Annotated in this window: 16 protein-coding genes; 6 read left to right on the top strand and 10 right to left on the bottom strand. The window is 60.5% G+C overall.

The window, feature by feature from the left end:
- Positions 1–13 precede the first annotated feature (13 nt).
- Genes GSQ91_RS25450 through GSQ91_RS25440 form a run of 3 tightly spaced genes read right to left on the bottom strand, consistent with a single transcriptional unit; the run spans position 14 to position 3,198 of the window.
- Complete coding sequence (locus GSQ91_RS25450) at positions 14–1,540, bottom strand: sulfatase-like hydrolase/transferase (protein ID WP_158824522.1); 1,527 nt, start codon at positions 1,538–1,540, stop codon at positions 14–16.
- Positions 1,541–1,573: 33 nt separating this feature from the next.
- Positions 1,574–2,950, bottom strand: a complete 1,377-nt coding sequence (locus GSQ91_RS25445) for a bifunctional 2-polyprenyl-6-hydroxyphenol methylase/3-demethylubiquinol 3-O-methyltransferase UbiG (protein ID WP_158824521.1) — start codon at positions 2,948–2,950, stop codon at positions 1,574–1,576.
- Complete coding sequence (locus GSQ91_RS25440; protein ID WP_158824520.1) at positions 2,947–3,198, bottom strand: hypothetical protein; 252 nt, start codon at positions 3,196–3,198, stop codon at positions 2,947–2,949. The genes GSQ91_RS25445 and GSQ91_RS25440 overlap by 4 nt, the downstream gene beginning before the upstream one ends.
- Positions 3,199–3,597: 399 nt before the next feature.
- On the opposite strand from GSQ91_RS25440, the gene ruvB reads away from it, so the two are divergent.
- Positions 3,598–4,671 (top strand): Holliday junction branch migration DNA helicase RuvB, encoded by a 1,074-nt coding sequence (gene ruvB / locus GSQ91_RS25435; protein WP_158824608.1) that lies wholly within the window; start codon positions 3,598–3,600, stop codon positions 4,669–4,671.
- A gap of 210 nt (positions 4,672–4,881) precedes the next feature.
- Here ruvB and murQ read toward each other — a convergent pair whose 3' ends face one another.
- Complete coding sequence (murQ, locus tag GSQ91_RS25430) at positions 4,882–5,787, bottom strand: N-acetylmuramic acid 6-phosphate etherase (protein ID WP_158824519.1); 906 nt, start codon at positions 5,785–5,787, stop codon at positions 4,882–4,884.
- 86 nt (positions 5,788–5,873) lie between these two features.
- A complete protein-coding gene (locus tag GSQ91_RS25425) occupies positions 5,874–6,437 on the bottom strand; it encodes a hypothetical protein (RefSeq protein WP_158824518.1) in 564 nt (187 codons plus the stop codon).
- A 214-nt stretch (positions 6,438–6,651) separates the two neighbouring features.
- On the opposite strand from GSQ91_RS25425, the gene GSQ91_RS25420 reads away from it, so the two are divergent.
- From GSQ91_RS25420 to GSQ91_RS25410, 3 genes are all read left to right on the top strand, one after another.
- On the top strand, positions 6,652–7,974 hold the full coding sequence (locus tag GSQ91_RS25420; protein ID WP_158824517.1) for an MFS transporter: 1,323 nt from the start codon (positions 6,652–6,654) through the stop codon (positions 7,972–7,974).
- A gap of 180 nt (positions 7,975–8,154) precedes the next feature.
- Positions 8,155–8,901, top strand: coding sequence for a hypothetical protein (locus GSQ91_RS25415; protein ID WP_158824516.1), 747 nt, complete (start codon positions 8,155–8,157; stop codon positions 8,899–8,901).
- 176 nt (positions 8,902–9,077) lie between these two features.
- Positions 9,078–10,745 (top strand): carboxylesterase/lipase family protein, encoded by a 1,668-nt coding sequence (locus GSQ91_RS25410; RefSeq protein WP_158824515.1) that lies wholly within the window; start codon positions 9,078–9,080, stop codon positions 10,743–10,745.
- A 252-nt stretch (positions 10,746–10,997) separates the two neighbouring features.
- Here the strand turns inward: GSQ91_RS25410 and GSQ91_RS25405 are convergent, their stop codons facing one another.
- On the bottom strand, positions 10,998–12,119 hold the full coding sequence (locus GSQ91_RS25405) for an esterase family protein (RefSeq protein WP_158824514.1): 1,122 nt from the start codon (positions 12,117–12,119) through the stop codon (positions 10,998–11,000).
- Between the two features lie 86 nt (positions 12,120–12,205).
- Here GSQ91_RS25405 and GSQ91_RS25400 point away from each other — a divergent pair, with 86 nt between their 5' ends.
- Entirely contained in the window at positions 12,206–12,532 is a 327-nt protein-coding gene (locus GSQ91_RS25400) for a type II toxin-antitoxin system RelE/ParE family toxin (protein WP_216845413.1), read from the top strand.
- Positions 12,529–12,828, top strand: a complete 300-nt coding sequence (locus GSQ91_RS25395; RefSeq protein ID WP_158824513.1) for a DNA-binding protein — start codon at positions 12,529–12,531, stop codon at positions 12,826–12,828. Before GSQ91_RS25400 ends, GSQ91_RS25395 begins: the two co-directional genes overlap by 4 nt.
- A gap of 121 nt (positions 12,829–12,949) precedes the next feature.
- Here GSQ91_RS25395 and ppc read toward each other — a convergent pair whose 3' ends face one another.
- The 4 genes from ppc to GSQ91_RS25375 form a co-directional block, all read right to left on the bottom strand.
- Entirely contained in the window at positions 12,950–15,808 is a 2,859-nt protein-coding gene (ppc, locus tag GSQ91_RS25390; RefSeq protein ID WP_158824512.1) for a phosphoenolpyruvate carboxylase, read from the bottom strand.
- A gap of 358 nt (positions 15,809–16,166) precedes the next feature.
- Positions 16,167–16,691, bottom strand: a complete 525-nt coding sequence (locus tag GSQ91_RS25385) for a hypothetical protein (protein ID WP_158824511.1) — start codon at positions 16,689–16,691, stop codon at positions 16,167–16,169.
- 45 nt (positions 16,692–16,736) lie between these two features.
- A complete protein-coding gene (locus GSQ91_RS25380) occupies positions 16,737–17,297 on the bottom strand; it encodes a hypothetical protein (RefSeq protein ID WP_158824510.1) in 561 nt (186 codons plus the stop codon).
- Positions 17,294–17,587: a helix-turn-helix transcriptional regulator gene (locus tag GSQ91_RS25375; RefSeq protein WP_158824509.1), complete on the bottom strand. Its 294-nt coding sequence runs from the start codon at positions 17,585–17,587 to the stop codon at positions 17,294–17,296. Before GSQ91_RS25375 ends, GSQ91_RS25380 begins: the two co-directional genes overlap by 4 nt.
- Positions 17,588–18,201: the final 614 nt, after the last annotated feature.

The raw sequence follows: 18,201 nt of genomic DNA, 5'->3' as shown, positions 1-18,201 counted from the left end.
CCTACACCTCGAGCTAATACCGCACCGGCTGGCCACTGACAATCCTCTTCACCACCTCACGAACATTCATCAGCGGCCACACGCTCTGATTGGTCTGAGGCATCGTCTGTCCAGCCGCATGAATCAACACTGCAGGCCGCGAATCAAAAACGCCTCGCGAGGCCGCATCGTCTTCCTTCGTCCAGGCGGGCTGGCCCTTCCAGAGATTGATGCGCCATCCATGGTCGCCTTCGACGATGAGTGTTGTGTCCTTCCATCGCGGTGAGGTCCGCAGGACATTCACGATGCGTCCTAACTCTCGGTCAGCGAGCGCCAGGTTGTCGAGGTAGGATCCGCCGCAAGTCTGCGTATAGCTGTCGTTGCTACGGCTCCAGATCGTGGGGCTGTGGGGAACAGCCATGTGCAGAAACACAAAGTCTGCCTGGTCGGTCTGCAGGAGTTGCAGGGCATGCTGTTCGAGATCGATGTGCGTCTGATAGCGATGGCGAACGTCGTACGTGCACATATCTCGATCGGCTTGCTCGGGAGCCGTAACATCGAGCACCATCTGCCGCAGCGGTGAATAGATGTTCTGCCGCAGGCCATTTCGCTGTGCCATGGGCCCATCGAGCTTATCCAGGTTCGTCCAGTAGCAGTTGTCGATGGCGTCGCCATAGATAGGGCAATAGGAGTTGTACCAACCCACCGCCGCGGTCCTCCAGCCGTTCTGCTGGGCGTCATGGAAGATGGATTGGCTGCCGTTGAGCACGTGCCACCCGCGCGCATCGGTGTAGTGAACCTGAAAGCGGTTGTCGAAGCTGTAGCGGAAGTCGTCGACGGCATGCCCGCTGAGCAGCGACGGAAGGATCTTCGCTGTCTTGTAGCCGACCGGCTGCACATTCGTGAAGACGGTACTCTCGCTGCGCAGGGCGTCGAAGTTGGGCAGCGCCAGATCATGCGCGCGGTGCTCGAAGACCTGATCGTAGGAGAGTTCATCGAGGATGACCCAGACCAGCAGCGGATGCTGGCGTGGTGGCTGGGGAGAGGCGGCCCAGGCGGCAACCTGCTCATTGGGCGCGGGCTTCCAGTGCATCATCCACAGCAACTGCGCGAAGGTGCAGAATGCAAAGACGGCTGCGAAGATCCCGGCACCATCGCCAAGACGTATCACTCGGCGATACCCCTGCGGAAAGCGCAGCAGAAGAACCAGCAGCAGCGCAGCCCAGACCAGCGCAAGCAGCAGCACAGACCAATCCGGCACAGCAAAGGGAAAGAACTCCAGGTTGCGTGCGATCACGCACGGAGGAATCGCAGCGGCCAGCAACAGCCGAACCCACGGGTAGAAGCGCCAGCGTTGCAGGGGCGCGAAGAGGACGAAGAGGAGCAACCCCAGTAGCAGGATGTCGGCCATGTGTGCCAGGCAGATACCCGTGAGCGGAAATGGCGCATGCAGCCGTACATTGCCGCCGCCACCCAGCAGATCGTCGTAGTTCGCCAACAGCATGAGCGAGGCAACACCGATGTACTGGCAGAGCCTCTTGAACAGAGATCTTTTATCCACGGGTACTCTTTACTCGCTCTGTAGATTTGCTCTCTATGCTCTCTCGAAGAGAAACAGAACCCGTCCGTTGCTCAGTGTGAGCTGGCGCAGTAGCTGAAAGCGACCAACGCAGGCAGCGAGAAGATCGGCCTCCGTGATCGAGCCATAGAGAGTGTCGCGTCCGCGCATCAGGCTTTGGTACATGGGGTCGGTAGCGGGCACCCATTCGATCACCAGATAGCGGCGGGTGATCCGATGACAGAGTTCCATGATGGGCCCCAGCGGGATCTGCTCCAGTAGCAGAAGGTGGTGGATCACAGCCAGCATCAGCACCAGGTCGAATCGGCCTTCGAGCCGAGGCAGAAGAGCGCTCGTCTCGTTGTTGTCCCAGCCTGCGGCGGCTGTAGGGCGTGCCGCATCCGCATGAACGGTCTGGATAGAAAGATTCTTTGCCCGGCTCATACAGAAGAGGCGCTCTGCCGTAGCGGCATCGCGTTCGAGCGCTACAACCTGCGCGCCCATGCCTGCCGCGAGGGAGCTGAATTCGCCCGTATTGGCGCCGATGTCCAGCACACGTTCCGGGTGCAGTTCGTTCAGCACCTGCTGCATCCATTCGAGCTTCTGCGCGCTCTGTTCCGGCGTGTAGTGCGTCAGCGTGCCCGTGTAGTCGGCCCACTCCGATCCAGCGTCCTTCGGCAAGGCCCGGCGAGTACGCTTCCGCAGAGAGGCCAACATCCGCTTCAGCACATGCAGCGCCAATCCAGGGTCTTTCGCTTTAGCGGGTTGCGCTGTGGACGCAGCGGCCCCATTGCGTTTCTCCAGCAGCGCAGGCAGCGTAATGGGCCAGAACGCCGCAGGCGAAAAGCGTTGCGTGCGGCCAATGGCCTGGTAGAGGTCACTGGGCTCATAGCCGTCTCGTTTGAAGAAGCTGAGTGCCAGCGGCCAGTGCAGCAGCCGGTTCATGAGCAGAGGCAGCTCAAAGGTTCGAACATACTGTCCGTAAGCGAGCCAGATCGAGGAGCCGGGTTTGTAGCGCTCAAACGAGAGGAAATCCACGAGCACCGGCCGTGGCCCGATGAAGAGCACGTTCAGCGGGGTAGCATCCTTCAGGATCCAGCCTTCACTCAAGGCCTCTTCGCAGAGATTGAGCGTCAGTTCGGCCGCAGCCAGCCACATGGAGGGCGTCCACTCCCACGGATAGGTGGGGACCGGAACTCTGGGATGCAGGAGCCGCAGACCGTCGGGAGCGTCGTCGATGGTGGCTGCCACCAGGTCACCGCGTTTTTGCAGGCGTTGGCAAAAACGCGAGTTCACGAACTCCAACACCTCCTCACGAGCGGAGGTGTGAATCTCGCGGATTGCGAGGTCGCCTTCCAGGCGAAGGGAACCGGAGGGATCACGAAAGGTTGGGCAGGGCGGCGCTGATGTCATGCGGCGCTGTGGGAACCATCTTTCTTAGCCGGTACGGGTAAAGCTGCTGCCGGAACCTCTTTTTTCCCAAACAATGCCATGATGCGACGGCGCAGGAAGTAGCCCACCGCAGCCAGCCCAGCGGCTCCCGATTGGAGAGCGAGGAACCCTGTTCCCGGATCGACGTAAGCCTTCGCCTGGCGTTCTGTGGCTACAAGCACGCAGACACAGGTAAAGATCGCGAGCGAGAAAGAGATAAAACGCTTCATGCACTACATCCTCTCCGAAGACATGATCGGCAAATTAGGGGCAGACGGACGAACGTGAATCTTAAACGAATCAAAGTGTTGCCCGCAATCAGAGTCAAACCCTCTCTGGAACTGCATAGTTGCGCCGGCAAGTTTTCTTTTGAAACTATGTCTCGTAAAACCTCTGAAAAGGGTAGACGGGGAGAGCGTCAAAAAAGATTCGCCTCGCCGCCGGCCTCGTTTTCCTCGCAGCCAGTCTCGTTTTCTAAGATGGCCCATCGAATCCGCGCAAAGGCGTGACTTTAAAGGAGTCGGTTGGGCGCGCAGGGGTTGGCTGGCTTGTCTCTACACCCCGAATTTACAGCGAAGACACCTGCCATGATTGCTTCCACTCGTATCTTCGCCGTATCCTCGCCTCAGATGGACTTCGCAAACAAGAAAAAGTTCGACCTGAACCAGACTGGTCGCAAGAGTGCCGAGGCGGAGCGTCTGGTATCGGCTGGGCCGGTGGAGGATGACTCGGCCTTTGAGTTGAAGCTGCGGCCCAAGCGGCTGTCCGAGTTCATTGGCCAGGAGAAGGCCAAGGAACAGCTGGCGATTGCGCTGGAGGCTGCAAAGTCACGCGGCGAGGCCCTCGACCACGTGCTCCTCTTCGGGCCTCCGGGGCTGGGCAAGACGACACTCGCGACCATCATCGCGAACGAGCTGGGGGTTGGGTACCAGCAGACCAGCGGCCCGGCCTTACAGATTCAGGGCGACCTCACGGCCATTCTGACCAACCTGCGTGAGAAGCAGGTGCTCTTCCTCGACGAGGTCCATCGCTTGCAGCCGGTGCTTGAAGAAAAACTCTACACCGCGCTCGAGGACTACCAGATGGACATCATCATCGGGCAGGGTCCGGCGGCACGTACTCATACGTTGGAGATCAAGCCGTTCACCTTCGTCGCGGCGACGACCCGGCCCGGCCTGCTGAGCTCTCCGCTGCGCTCGCGTTTCGGCATTCTATTGCGGTTGGAGTTCTACACCGACGATGAGCTGCGGTTCGTCGTCGAGCGCTCCGCCGAGGTGCTGGGCGTGCCCATCGACCACGACGGTGCCGCGGAGATCGCGATGCGGTCGCGGGGGACACCCCGCATCGCCAACCGCCTGCTGCGCCGCGTTCGCGACTATGCACAGGTAAGGGCCTCGGGCAGGATCGATCGCGAGACAGCCATGGCCGCGCTGAAGATGCTCGAAGTGGACGCGCACGGCTTCGACGAACTCGATCGCCGTCTATTGCGCACGATCATCGAGAAGTACGATGGTGGCCCGGTGGGTCTCAACACATTGGCTGCCGCTCTGGCCGAGGAGCAGGACGCGCTGGAAGAGGTCTACGAGCCATTCCTGATCCAGATCGGCTTCCTCGACCGCACCCCACGCGGACGCGTCGCAACACGCCTGGCCTATGAACACCTGGGCATCGAGATGCCACGCAGGCAGACGCTGTTTGGGTAGGGCATGTGATTAAACTTCGCGCGAGTTTTTGCTTTGAAGGGGCGGGGCTTCAGCCCCGCCGTTAGGGCATCCCCATAAAAGCGGCTTCAGCCGCGGAGGGAACGATGTCTATCTAGCCAGAAATCTCTCGACCGGAATATCTGTCGATGTAACGATTTAGGGCCAACGGACCGTTTCATGCCAGCCTGGGGCGTAGCCCCAGGTACGCTTTTACAACGCGTTCGCCAACACCCCATGGGCCGCCGCCAACCGTGTCTCCGCCGCTTCGCGCGACAACGATCGCTTCTGCATCACAATCGCGGTCTTCACACTATCGCCAGCCTCTTCCAAGAGCTTCGCCGCAGTCTCCATATCGCATCCGGTCGCTGCGGCGATGATGCGATGCGCACGGTCGACGAGCTTCGCATTCGTAGGACGCACATTCACCATCAGGTTGCCGTAGGTCGCGCCTGTCCTCACCATCACGCCCGTCGAGAGCATGTTGAGAACCAGCTTGGTAGCCGTGCCGGCCTTCAGGCGCGTGCTACCTGTCAGCACCTCCGGTCCAGTCGCCGGAGTAATCGCGATATCGGCAGCCTGCGAGATAGCCGAACCCGGCACGCAGGTAAGTCCTACGGTCAGCGCGCCAAGCTTCTTCGCATACGCAAGCGCCCCGAGCACATACGGCGTACGCCCGCTGGCCGCGATGCCGACCAAGGTGTCGTCCTTCGCAAACCCTGTCGCGGCGAGATCGCGAGCGCCCTCTTCGGGCGAGTCTTCGGAGTGTTCGCTCGAGAGCCGCAATGCGCGATCGCCCCCCGCAATCAGCCCCTGCACGAGATCGGCGGAGACGGAGAACGTCGGCGGGCACTCGCTGGCATCCAGTACGCCAAGTCGCCCACTGGTCCCCGCGCCGATGTAGAAGAGCCGTCCGCCGCGCCCGAAGCGCGCTGCAATCTCATCGATAGCCTGCGCGATATGCGGCAGCTCCGCGCGAACAGCGGTCGCGACCTTCGCGTCTTCGTCGTTGATGACTTGGAGCATGGCGAGCGTCGGCAGCTCGTCGAGATGCTCGGTAGCGGGATTGCGTGCTTCTGTGAGAAGGGTGCCGAGGAGGTGTTGATCAGGTGCTTGCATGAGAAGTCCATGATAACGAGTCGGCATTTCCACTCATAGTGTGATGAAAGAATGCTGCTGCAAGAACTGCCACTCCCACGTACCGCCTACTTCGAAGACGGCTCCCCAGGGGCATCCACGATCAACCGCACCGCTCCCTTGTCATCCACCTGATAGATCCGATTGGTGTGCGCCTCGCCGTCGCTATACGTAGTGCGTTCCACGCTGAGGGTATGCGCCGATGGGTCCCAGGCTACGTCGCCCTCTTCGATGGTTTGCCAGCAACTCTCTACTAGCTGCTCGAACGTCTGCCGTGGCCTTCCTGAAAAGCTCACCACACGGACGATCGTCTCCATTCCGGCACCGCACATGTGCATGCCTCCGTTGGGCCGGGAACCATAGGTCACCGACAAGACAAGAACCTTATCGCCTATCGTCCCCAGAACCCTCGCCTCGAAGAGCGACCCCGGATAGATTCCGTCATCCGCAGGCAGTACCGCTGTCCGCTGCATTCCATGCGAGTTCCAATGCACTACTGTCTGCGCGCTCCGCTGCGAGAGAATGACCTTTCCTCCGGGAACGGGCAGCGTAACCGCCCCGTGCACAGTCGCACCCTGCAGCGAACTCGCCATCAGACAAAGCACCGCAACCGCCCACCCCTTCATGGTCATCCAGCCCTCCTGTTGTAGCCCGCCGAGCAGCCCCGATCCCGTTGAGATCTTGCTCTTGGCATTGGCTCCAATCTACCTCAGCAGCCTGGAGGGGGGAGCACCGCAGCATTTCCCAAACACAAATGCCGTCGCGCTCCTTTGCGAACCGCCGCGCCCATTGCGTCAAGGCCTTTGTTTTTTGCCTGTTCTTCGCAATGTGTCAGCATAGAAGTACATGGCGGACGCGGAACAACGATCTTTGAGCGCGACGGTGGCGTGGCAGTCGCGGGACTTCCGGTTTTATTCAGCAGCCAGGGCTCTCGGTACGATGGGAGCTGAGGCGCAGTCGGTCGGCGTGGCGTGGCAGGTGTATCAGCTCACGCACTCGGCGCTGGCACTGGGCTATACCGGGCTTGCGCTCTTTCTTCCAGGTCTGTTCTTCGTGCTGCCCGCTGGGCATGTAGCCGATCGTTATGACCGTCGCAACATCATCCTGACCTGCTACACCGTGCAATTGCTCGCAACCGCGCTGTTGCTGTGGCTGACGCTGCATGGCATCGGCAACATCTGGGTGGTGTACGGGGTTCTCTTCCTCATCGGCACAGGGCGATGCTTCGCCGGCCCGGCGGCGAGTTCGCTGGTGCCGACGCTCGTTCCGAAGGAACACTTCGTCAACGCCGTCACCTGGGGCGCGAGCATCTTCCAGGTCTCCAACGCCATCGGGCCGATGATGGGCGGGCTGCTGTTTACGATAGGGCTGAGCCGTAGCTTCAGCGGACGATTTGCACCGTTCGCCGGAGCGCCGCTGGTCTACTGCTTCACGCTCATAGCGTTTGCGATATTTCTCGTGCTGGTAAGCATGGTGCATCCACGCGGCCCCGGCGAAAAGAAAGGCTTCACCGTCAAGACGATGCTGGCGGGCCTGCACTACGTCGCGCAGACGCGCCTGCTGCTGGGATCGATCTCGCTGGATCTGTTTGCCGTGCTGCTCGGCGGCGCGGTCTCGCTGATGCCTATCTTTGCGTCGGACATTCTGCACGAGGGGCCGCATGGTCTCGGTCTGCTGCGTGCCATGCCGAGCCTCGGTGCGCTGACCGTCTCGCTGGGACTGCTGGCGTTCCCGATCAAGCGCCGCGCCGGCAGGACCATGTTGGTGTGCGTGGGAATCTTCGGCGCGGCGACAGTGCTCTTCGGACTGAGCCGCAACCTGTGGTTGAGTTGCGCGGCCCTGCTGATCATCGGAGCCTCCGACATGATCTCCGTCGTCGTGCGGTCGAGCATCCTGCAACTCGCCACGCCGCCCGAGATGCGCGGCCGAGTGTCCAGCGTGAACTGGCTGTTCCTCGGTGCATCGAACGAGTTCGGCGAGTACGAGAGCGGCCTTACGGCGCACTGGTGGGGCGCGGTGCGAGCAGTCGTGGTCGGCGGCGTCGCCAGCATGATGGTGACAGGTACCTGGTCGATATTCTTCCCCGCGCTACGCCACGCCGACACGCTGACCTCCGAGAGTCTGATCGCAGTCGAAAAGCAGTTCAGCGAGATGGAGCCGGTAGGCTAGAGAAACGGCAATGTTTCCCTCGACCCCAACAATCAGATCTAGCCACGTAAGCCGTCGCGTACCGTGGCGCTTTTTCTTCACGCCCGTTGCGTCAAGGCCTTTGCCGTTGCTTGTTCTGCTACACACATCCAACTAACGCAGGTTTGTTAACCTCTAATCTCTTAGTACCGGAGTAGACGCATGGAAAATGGCAAAAAGATTGCACTGGCTGTATCGGCAGCGTTCGTCATCGCGATTGGCATACGTGTAGGACTGATCTACAAGGCGAACCACGAAGAGCTGCCGGCGGCAACGGAGACTTCTGCGAAGCCGAAGCTCTCCGACGACGATACGGTCTTTCTGCGCAAGCAGCATCCGGATTCGCTGAAGGACGAGCGCGACCTCATCGGCAAGACGATCTGGGTGAGCGCCGGCGGGCAGATGGACTACTACCACTACACCAGCCACCACGCCGACTACGCGCATCCGGTAGCCACGCTCGCGGGCGCGGAGCCGCTGGTCGTCAAGGATGTCTTCGAGCAGGTGCCGCCCAAAGGCCGCGCGGTGTCGCGCATCTCGGCCGGTGAACGCCACGTGCTGTTGGCTTTTACGATGCCCAAATCGAGCGACCCGAACGCGCTGTACGCTGTGCCGATCGGAAACTACGACAACGGCGCGTATACGTTTCTCACCGACGAGATCTTCTTCTACGACGATCCGCACGTGCTCTACAAACACTGGGGCCCGGAGATGTGGGCGCACATCGACAAGCATGAGGCCGTGGTGGGCATGAGCGAAAACCAGGCCATGATGTCCCTCGGCCAGGTCATTAATCCAAGCTCGGACAGCACCGGCAACCGCTCCGTGACCTACGACAACAACGGCCACCCGATCAAGATCGACTTCGAGGACAACAAAGCGGTCAAAGTTACACCCGTCCCGAGCTAGCATGTACCCCTAAAACCCTGACGCAACGGCCGCCGCGGAGCGCCACGGAAGCCGTCGCGCTCCGTGGCGTTTCTTCGCGTCCGTTGCGTCAAAGCTTTTGCTGTTGACTGTTCTTCCTCCACGATTTGCAAGTCATCAGTCCAAAGCCATACGTTGTCAGTGCGGAGACTTTCAGGATGAACAGGCGTGAAGTACTGGTCGGCGGTGCAATGTTAGGCGCAGCGGGGTTACTGGATCGCAGTGCACTGGCTGCGAAGTCCGACCTGGTGGCAACGACCACCGCAGGCAAAGTCCGCGGCCGCGACGCCGGTGCAGGCGTCCTCTGCTTCAAGGGCATCGCCTACGGACAGGACACGGCCCAGACCCGCTTCGCTGCCCCCAAACCCCCGGCTCCATGGAAAGAGATTCGCGACGCCTCCGACTGGGGCCCGCGCTCGCCGCAGATCTCCGGCGCCAGGTCCCGTCACGAAGCCACCGCAAACCCCCAGCAGGGCTATCATCTGCCGCCCGACGAAGGCCCCGAGAGCGAAGACTGCCTGCACCTGAACGTGTGGACACCAGGTCTGCGTGACGGCAAAAAGCGGCCGGTGATGTTCTACATCCACGGCGGCGCCTACTCGAACGGCACAGCGAACGCCGCCCTCTATGACGGCACCCGGCTGGCGAAGCGCGGGGATGTAGTCGTCGTCACCGTGAATCACCGCTTGAATCTCTTCGGCTACCTGTACCTCGCGCAGCTCCTGCCAGGGCAGGGCTTTGACGACTCCGGCAACGCCGGCCAGCTCGACCTCGTACTCGCGCTGCAATGGGTGCGCGACAACATCGCAGAGTTCGGCGGCGACCCCTCCCGCGTGATGATCTTCGGTCAATCCGGCGGCGGAGCCAAGTGCGCGACGCTGATGGCCCAGCCTCCCGCGCACGGCCTCTTCCACCGCGTGATCTCGATGAGCGGCCAGCAGGTAACCGGCGCGCAACCGAATCACGCCTCGGACCGCGCCAAAGCCCTGCTCAAGGTGCTGGGGCTGGATACCGCAACCCCCGAAGCCACGGCCAAAGTGCTGCGAGCATTACCCACGGCAACGCTGCAGGCCGCCGCACACTCCGGCGGCTACTACGGCCCGGTAACCGACGGCCGCTCGCTCCCCGCCGACCCCTTCTCCCCAACCGACCCGCAGATCTCCTCCGACGTTCCGATGATCCTGGGCAACACCCACGACGAGACACGCGTCCTGATCGGCGGCAGCCAGCCCGCACTGTTCTCTCTCACGTGGGACACCTTACCCGCGGCACTGGAGAAAAACGCACCCTACCTGAAGAGCGACAAGGTCTCTCTGCCGGTACCGGAAGTGATCGCGAAGTATCGCGAGTGGCACCCCGAGTACTCCGCCAGCGACGTGTTCTTTGCCGTGACGACGGACTCCCGCTCCTGGCGCGGCCAGGTCATCGAAGCCGACCGCCGCGCAGCCGACCCCACCGCACAGCCGCACACCTGGGTTTATCAACTGAACTGGAAGTCACCCGTAGAAGATGGCCGCTTCGGCGCGCCGCACACGCTGGACATCCCACTGGCCTTCGACAACATAGCGATATCGCCCGGCATGATCGGCAGTTCAGACGCCGACAAAGCGCAGGCACAGCAGATGGCCGACATCGTTAGCGAGACCTACATCGCCTTCGCGCGCACCGGCAATCCCAACAACCCCCACGCCCCACAGTGGCCCGCCTTCGATCTCAACCAGCGAGCCACGATGCTCTTCGATCTACCCTCACGCATCGAGGACGACCCTCGCAGCCGCGAGCGCCTATACCTGGGGCAGGTGCCGTACGTGCAGCCGGGGACGTAGAAGAGCCAGCAAACAGGAAACAGGGAAAAGCAAACAGTTGATGCGGTTTTCCCTCACCCCTATCCCAACTCTGTCATCTCGACCGAAGGCGGCGCTTTTGCCGCCGTAGCGGAGAGACCTGCAGCTTGCCCGCACAGGCAATAGTGCTCGCATAGGCAGCCTGCAGGTCTCTCCACTCTGCATGACGATAAAACCATCATGCTTCGGTCGAGATGACAATGTATTTGTGATCCCATTTACTGAACACCAACACTACTTCGACCGAAACAACAACGGCGCAAAGTGCGTAAGGTTATCCCGCCACGTAAGCCACGAATGCGCCCCCGTAGTCTCCACTGCCGTTACCTCGAGACCCTTTCCCTTGGCCCAGCTCACAAACTCGCGATTCGGCGTGATGAGCTTGTCACTCGTGCCGCAGGCCACCCAGAGCAGACTGAGGTTTGCCTTTTTAGCATCGAGCCCCGGAACATGCTCGTCGAAGTGCCGCCCTTCGAGCGCGGAACTCAGGCCGACGACATACGCAAACTGATCGGTGTGATTCAGCCCAATCGTCAGGCTCTCCAATCCACCCATAGAGAGCCCAGCAATCGCATGGCTCCTGCGATCCTTCGCAATGTTGTACTCGTGCTCAACGGCAGGCATCACCTCGGTCTCCAGCGCCTGCGAGTAGAGTGAAACATTCTCGTCCACCTTCGCGACATCATCCCAGACATTGCCGCCGTGGGTCACGAAGTCGAGGTTGCCATAGCCCAGCGGCATCACGACGATCATCGGCACCGCCTTGCCGGAGTCGATCAGCGAGTCGAGGATAAAGTCCGCATGACCCACCTCCGTCCACCCTGTCTCCGGGTCGCTCCAGCCGTGCAGCAGATACAGCACCGGATAGCCACCCTTGTGCTTCGGGTCATAACCCGGTGGCGTGTAGACCACGTAAGCGCTCTGGTTCTCCGGCAGGTTTTTTACGACATGCGTGGTGTAGAAGTGATGATCGACCCGTCCATGCGGAATCGCCGTCAGCTCCCACGGCATCGGCGGATTGCCGGGCACCGTGACGTTGTTACTCAAGGACACATAGTTGGGGCGCGCATCGTTGTTGGTGGGGTCGAGCTTCATCGTGCCATCGACGACGAAGACATAGCTATAGATCTCCGGCTCAAGGACCGGCGTCGTAACGGACCAGTGCCCATCTTCGCCGCGCGTCAGCGGCAGCGGCTGGGCGAAGGCATCCATTCTGACAGCCACTGTCGTTGCCGAGCGATCGTCATAGTGGAAGGTAATGGAGCCGTCTGGATTCACCTGATGGGTAGACGGCTGTTGTGCGAAGGCGGTAATCGAAGCGGCGAGGAGCGTGATAAGTGCAAACAAACGAGCCATGCGCGCAGTGTATCGCGGCAGTGCAATCGGAGTCGTAACTGGCAAAGCCTCTTGCCATATTTTCGTTTATAAACGAAAATATAAGGGTGAACGAAGTCCGCCACTACCTGACTCCGGATGGCAAAGATGTTTATCTGGAATGGCATCGTAAGCTACGTGACACAAAAGCCAGAATCGCGATTGACCGGCGAATCAACCGGATCGAATTGGGAAACTTTGGAGACCACAAGTTTTGCCGGGACGGCGTATGGGAACTGCGTATCGATGTCGGACCAGGATACCGGGTGTACTACGCAGTTGCAGGCACGCAGATAGTATTGCTGCTTTGTGGGGGCGATAAGAGAACGCAGGACGCGGATATCTCTCGGGCTTGCGAGCACTGGGAAGACTGGCAAAGGAGAATCGATCGATGAGAGACAGAACCCATGATGAAGCGATGGCTGAGTTATTTCAGGAAAACCCTGCCTATGCGGTGGAGTTGCTGAACAGCATTCTTGAAGACGGGGAACACGGTGAACTGCTCATCGCGCTACGCCAGATGACCAAAGCTTTTGGTGGCGTACAAAGCGTCGCTGAGAAAGCCAACTTGAACGCAACCCAGCTTTATCGCACCTTATCCGAAGAAGGAAATCCCGCGCTCAGTAGTTTGGCGGCTATCTTAAAAGCAATGGGCCTGCGCCTCGCCGTAGAGCGCGTGTTAGCCGCCTGACTCACCGCGCCCTCCGCGAAACCATCGCAGACGCAAAGCGCGCCACAAATAGTTGTCTCGCGCTTTGCGTCAAAACCTCTGCGCCCTCTGCGTTAAAGATTTTGCAGTTACCCACCCTACCTCAGCCCGTATTCCTCAACCCTGCGCTGATGCCATTGATCGTCGCCGTAATCGCGCGATCGAGCTCCTCGCTATCCTCCCCGGCCCGCTTCCGCCGCAGCAGTTCTACCTGCAACAGACTCATCGGATCGACATAAGGATTGCGCAGCCGAATCGAGTTGCTCAGCACAGAGTTGCTCTCCAGCAGCTCCGTCTGTTTGGTAACGGCGAGCACCATCCGGCGCGTGCGGTCGAACTCCTCTTCAAGCGTCGCAAACACGCGATCACGCAACGCCTCATCTTCGACCAGCGAAGCATACAGCCGTGCAATCCCAAAGTCCGCCTTGGCCAAAGCCATCTCGACGTTGCGAATCATATCCAGAAACAGCGGAAAGCTGCACGTCATCTGCCGCAGCAGCTCCAGCCCCTTCGGGTTCTCGCTGACAAACGCCTCCAGCGCATAGCCGACACCGAAGTACGCCGGCACCACATGCCTCGACTGCATCCATCCGAACACCCACGGAATCGCGCGCAGGTCCGCCATGCTACGTTGTTTCGTAGCGCTGCCATCGGCGCGCTTCGCAGGCCGCGAGCCGATGCGCGCATGCTCCAGCTCGGCCACCGGCGTAGCCTGCTCGAAGTACGTAAAGATCTCCGGGTTATCGATGATGTGCTTCTTATAGAACACGAACGAGGTCTCACTCAGCTCGTCGAGCGCCGCCTCCCACTCGGGCAGAATCGCCCCCGTAAGATGCGCATCCTGTGTCTTCGCCACCTTCATATCCGGCCGCGCAATCGCATCCAGCGACGCCGCAATCATCAACTCCAGATTGCGTTCCGCCAGCACCACATCCGAGTACTTCCAGTTCAGCACCTCACCCTGCTCGGTAATCCGCAACTCGCCGCTAAAGCTGTCCAGCGGCTGCGCATAGATCGAGCGATGTGTAGGCCCACCCCCGCGTCCCACCGTCCCGCCGCGGCCATGGAAGAGCCGCAGCGTCACGCCGCACTCGCGGGCAACCTCATGCAGCGCGCGATGCGCCTTCCAGATCTCCCACGTGCTGGCGATCATGCCGCCGTCTTTATTCGAGTCCGAGTAGCCCAGCATCACCTCCTGGCGTCCCTTCCAAGCCGCCAGCAGCGGCTTGAACGCCGCACTCGTCCATAACTCGCGGCACACCTCCGGCGCATTGCGCAGGTCTTCGATGGACTCAAACAGCGGCACGGGCTGTAGCCCAGGGTCATGCTCGCGTTCAGTCTCTCCGCCCTCCACATGAACATTGCCCAGCCGAGCGAGCCACAACACCCGCAGCACATCCTGCGCCGAACTCGCACCCGAGATCACATACTGCGCAATCGCCTGCGGCGCCTGCTGCTTCACCTCAGCAACACCTCGAAACGTAGCGAGCACCTCAGCCGTCTGCGGCGAAAGCGGCGACGGCAGTTGCAGCGAATCAGAGCTCTGCCACGCACTCAACTCATCGACGGCGGCCTCATGCACCCGCGCATGCTGACGAATGTCCAGCGTCTGCAGGTGCAATCCAAAGGTGCGCACCTCCAGCAGCAGTGGATCGACGAACAACTGTGCCAGCCGCAGTCCGCTATTGGCTGCAAGCGACTCACGCAGCAGTGAGAGATCGTCCAGCAGCTCCGCCGCGCTGCGATAGTGATGCAGCCTCGCATGCGCCGAGAGCCCCAGGTTGCGATGCATCGTCGAGTGCGGCGCGCCGCCCAGCCGCAGCGTAATGCACGCAATCGTCAGCCGTACCGCCTCAAACGGGAAGTGGTCTTCCACCAGCGTGTGACCGGCCGCTCGCAACTCCTGAAGATACTCCTCGAGCCGCGCCCGCAGGGCCTCTGATATCGGTGCCTGTTGCGTCGACGAGGCCAGCTGCTCGAAGATGTACTGCAACTGCGCAAGGTAGCGGTCGAGCAGCAGTTGCTTCGACATCGCCAGAGACTCATGGGTCGTCTGCGCGGTAACAAAGGGGTTGCCGTCGCGGTCGCCACCGATCCACGATCCGAAGCGCACCACCAGCGGCAACTCAGTGATCGAGGGCTGATCCTCCTCAGAAGGGAACTCAGCCGCGAAGGCGTTGGCGATCTCGTTGTAGAGCACGGGAATCGTGCTGAAGATGGAGGCGTCATAGTAGTCCAACGCCATACGCACCTCGTCGCGCACCGTAGGCCGCGCGCTGCGCACGTCGTCGGTCTGCCACAGCGCGGTAATCTCCGCGAGCAACTCGCTCTCCAACTCGTCAAGCTCGGTAAGCGGCAGCGGAATGCCATCCAACCGTTCCAGCAGGTCGGAGATACGGCGCCGCTTGAACATCACGCTGCGCCGTGCCACCTCGGTGGGGTGCGCGGTAAAGATCGGCGTGATGCAGACCTCTCCCAACAGCTGCAGCACCGTAGCCCGGTCGAATCCGGCGTTACGCAGCCGCCGCAGCGTCCCCCGCAGGCTGCCGCGCTGCGGCGTCGCCGCAGCGTCCAGCAACGACGACCGCCGCCGCCGCTTGCGGTGGTTAGTCTCCGCCAGATTGATGAGCTCGAAGTAGGAAGCAAACGCCCGCGCCAGCCGATACGCCGTCGCCGTGTCGGCAGCGGCCAGGTGCGTCAACGCCTGAGCCTCATTCAGATGTTTGAGCCCCTCGGCCTCATCCCCTGCAGCCTCGGCCTCACGGCGAGCGATAGCAGTACGGCGCAACGCTTCGACGGTATCGAACAGCGCATCGCCGGCCTGCTCGCGCAGCACCTGGCCGAGCAGCGTGCCCAGCGAGCGTATATCGCGCCGCAAAGGCACTTGTTTTTCATCGCCTGATCGCGCTTCCAGTTCAGCAAGACGCGCAGGCCAGTCAGTAGGGGTCCACAACGAGGGCATTAGTTGATTATGCAATGACGAACCCATGTGTTGCCCTAAGGTGTCTGTTGTCCCTAATGTGTTCGTTGTTCATGACCCCCCAAATCGTCATTCTGAGCGGAGCAGTTCGCGTATTTTGCGAGCTGCGCAGTCGAAGAACCCCGAAGGCTTCTACGTTGCCGAGATAGTTCGAACCTTTTCTTCTGCTACAGCTAGGGCGAAGTGGCAAGGATCTGCCTCCTCGAGGCTCGCTTCCGCCCACCCCCTGTTTCCTTGCCAGAAAGAATCCAGGCTATGCCCTAAAGGCCGTCGCGCCCTCTGCGTCTTTCCTCCGCGTCAAGGCTTTTGTTGTTGCTTGTTCTTAAGCCATCGGCCCAGGCTACGGCGTTTCCATATCCAACTCGGTCCAGAGCACTACGGATTGCGGCAACGAAAGCACCACTACAAGCAGCCCCCAAAGCAGAATCGGCGCTTTGGCGGTAAGCCAGCCCGAGGCCCAGATCATCCCCAGCCAGTAGGCAATAGCCATAAAACCCAGAGCCCAGCGCAGGATGCGGTAGGCTTCGTAGTGCGCATGGTCACGCTGAGACTGTTCGCGCTCGTCCAGCGGCGACCAGACGCTGTTCTGTCTGGGGCCGCTGAGGTTCAGCGATTGCAGGGGACTGTCCATCTCCAGCGGTAGGACAGGAGGAGAGAATACTTTGACGGGGCCTCCAACCGTTATGCCGCCGAGTAACCCGCCGAATGCAAAGGTCTGTATGACGAGTGGAGTATATGACTTCCGGGGTAGCCAGAGCGCCAGAACGAACAGTGTAAACAGCAGCAGGTAATAGATCACAACCAGGAGACGGCGCTGCCGCTGGGTCTTGAGAGGAATGCCGAGAAAACTTGTTTGTTCGATCATGACTGCTCCTTATCGGAAGAGTGCAAACCATGTGCTGCGTAAACTTCAAGGCGTTTCCATATCCGGCTCGGTCCAGAGGATAAGAGCCGAGGGCAGCGTCACCACAAGCACCGTGCCGAACATGCTGACGGCGAAGATCGCCTGCAGAAGGATGGCTGCCGACACCCAGTGCGGCGGACGCAGCGCCCAGCTGGAGAGCAAAAGCAGAACCATAGGGACAAGCGTGAGCGGCTGATAGGCCTGGTAGTGCGCCAGGTCGCGTCGGCTGAGTTCGCGCTCGTCGTTCTTCCACGAGGTATCTGCGGCGAAGAGGGCTTCGGGCTGCAGGTGGAGTCGGATGACGTCAACGATCGGTGGCTCAGGGCGTGGTGGTTTATTCCTGAAAGATTTGACCAGTCCATAGCGGCCATATCCGCCGAAGATAAAGGACACTACGACGAACGCCGCGTAGAGCGCCCAGGAATAAACCGACGGCTGGCTATGCGCGATCCACAACGTAAAGCCACAGACCATAACCAGACCCAGATACGTGAGGACGACGAGTCTCCGGCGAGTGCTGCGGCGTTGCATCGGAATGCCGAAGACCTTGAAGTTGGAGGTTGTCATCGGGTGCTCCTTTTAGGGTTGGTGTTCTGGCCCGTCTGCCCTTGGCTGCTGCCATCGCCATAGAGCGTCTCGCTCAGAGGCCGAAACGGCGTACGCGAAAAGATGGCCTCGATCGGAAGGCCGAAGTACTCGCTCAGGTCCATGGCGAGTGCGAGCGAGGGGCTGTAGTCTCCCCGTTCAAGAAAGCCGATGGTCTGGTAGTTGATCCCCAGAGCGTCCGCCAGATCCTGGCGCGAAAGATTGCGCTCAACTCGCAGCACTGCGATGCGGTTATGTAGTTCATTTCCCATAGCGCATATATTGTTGTGACAACGCAATAATATATGCGCTATGGGGAAAATGCAAGGTCATGCCACAGAGGCCGTAGCGACCTTTGCGTCTTTCCTCTGCGCCCTCTGCGTCAAGGCTTTGCCGTTGCTTGTTCTTCGTTTGCCTGTCGCCCCACACTTCAATTTCTAGAAAAGCAATCTTATCTAAAAAGTATTATTGATTTGTCTAGAAAGCATGCTTATTATAAATTAACGCGCGGAGGACGCCGCATGAGCATGAATCCCGAAGCACCCCGCAAAAGCTGCCACGAGCTCTACGTGGAAGGCCTGATGAACGGCAAGACGAAGCGGCAGGCAGCCCTGGCCGCCGGGTTCTCAAAGTCCCAGGCCTACCACCCGGCGCGGAGCATCGAAGGTCCTCTCACCGAGGAGTTGATGCGCCGCGCCATCGCTCGTGCCTCCTCCTCCGAACAGCCCAGCAAGAGCCGTTACGAGCGTTACGTAGAAGGCATGATGGACGGCAAGACCAAGAAGCAGTCCGCGCTGGACGCAGGCTTCACCCGCAACCAGGCGGTGAGTGCCTCGCGCAGTATCGAGGGCCCGATCACCCAGGAGCTTCTCTACCGGGTCCTGGC

It is taken from the genome of Granulicella sp. S156 (genome assembly GCF_009766105.1).
Classification (GTDB): domain Bacteria; phylum Acidobacteriota; class Terriglobia; order Terriglobales; family Acidobacteriaceae; genus Granulicella.
This window is presented reverse-complemented; position numbering and strand designations above follow the sequence as displayed.

Excerpts from the sequence above, each read along its gene's own strand:
- GSQ91_RS25445 (WP_158824521.1), bottom strand. The coding sequence starts at position 2,950 with ATGACATCAGCGCCGCCCTGCCCAACCTTTCGTGATCCCTCCGGTTCC.
- GSQ91_RS25440 (WP_158824520.1), bottom strand. The coding sequence starts at position 3,198 with ATGAAGCGTTTTATCTCTTTCTCGCTCGCGATCTTTACCTGTGTCTGC.
- ruvB (WP_158824608.1), top strand. The coding sequence starts at position 3,598 with ATGGACTTCGCAAACAAGAAAAAGTTCGACCTGAACCAGACTGGTCGC.
- murQ (WP_158824519.1), bottom strand. The coding sequence starts at position 5,787 with ATGCAAGCACCTGATCAACACCTCCTCGGCACCCTTCTCACAGAAGCA.
- GSQ91_RS25425 (WP_158824518.1), bottom strand. The coding sequence starts at position 6,437 with ATGACCATGAAGGGGTGGGCGGTTGCGGTGCTTTGTCTGATGGCGAGT.
- GSQ91_RS25420 (WP_158824517.1), top strand. The coding sequence starts at position 6,652 with ATGGCGGACGCGGAACAACGATCTTTGAGCGCGACGGTGGCGTGGCAG.
- GSQ91_RS25415 (WP_158824516.1), top strand. The coding sequence starts at position 8,155 with ATGGAAAATGGCAAAAAGATTGCACTGGCTGTATCGGCAGCGTTCGTC.
- GSQ91_RS25410 (WP_158824515.1), top strand. The coding sequence starts at position 9,078 with ATGAACAGGCGTGAAGTACTGGTCGGCGGTGCAATGTTAGGCGCAGCG.
- GSQ91_RS25405 (WP_158824514.1), bottom strand. The coding sequence starts at position 12,119 with ATGGCTCGTTTGTTTGCACTTATCACGCTCCTCGCCGCTTCGATTACC.
- GSQ91_RS25395 (WP_158824513.1), top strand. The coding sequence starts at position 12,529 with ATGAGAGACAGAACCCATGATGAAGCGATGGCTGAGTTATTTCAGGAA.
- ppc (WP_158824512.1), bottom strand. The coding sequence starts at position 15,808 with ATGCCCTCGTTGTGGACCCCTACTGACTGGCCTGCGCGTCTTGCTGAA.
- GSQ91_RS25385 (WP_158824511.1), bottom strand. The coding sequence starts at position 16,691 with ATGATCGAACAAACAAGTTTTCTCGGCATTCCTCTCAAGACCCAGCGG.
- GSQ91_RS25380 (WP_158824510.1), bottom strand. The coding sequence starts at position 17,297 with ATGACAACCTCCAACTTCAAGGTCTTCGGCATTCCGATGCAACGCCGC.
- GSQ91_RS25375 (WP_158824509.1), bottom strand. The coding sequence starts at position 17,587 with ATGGGAAATGAACTACATAACCGCATCGCAGTGCTGCGAGTTGAGCGC.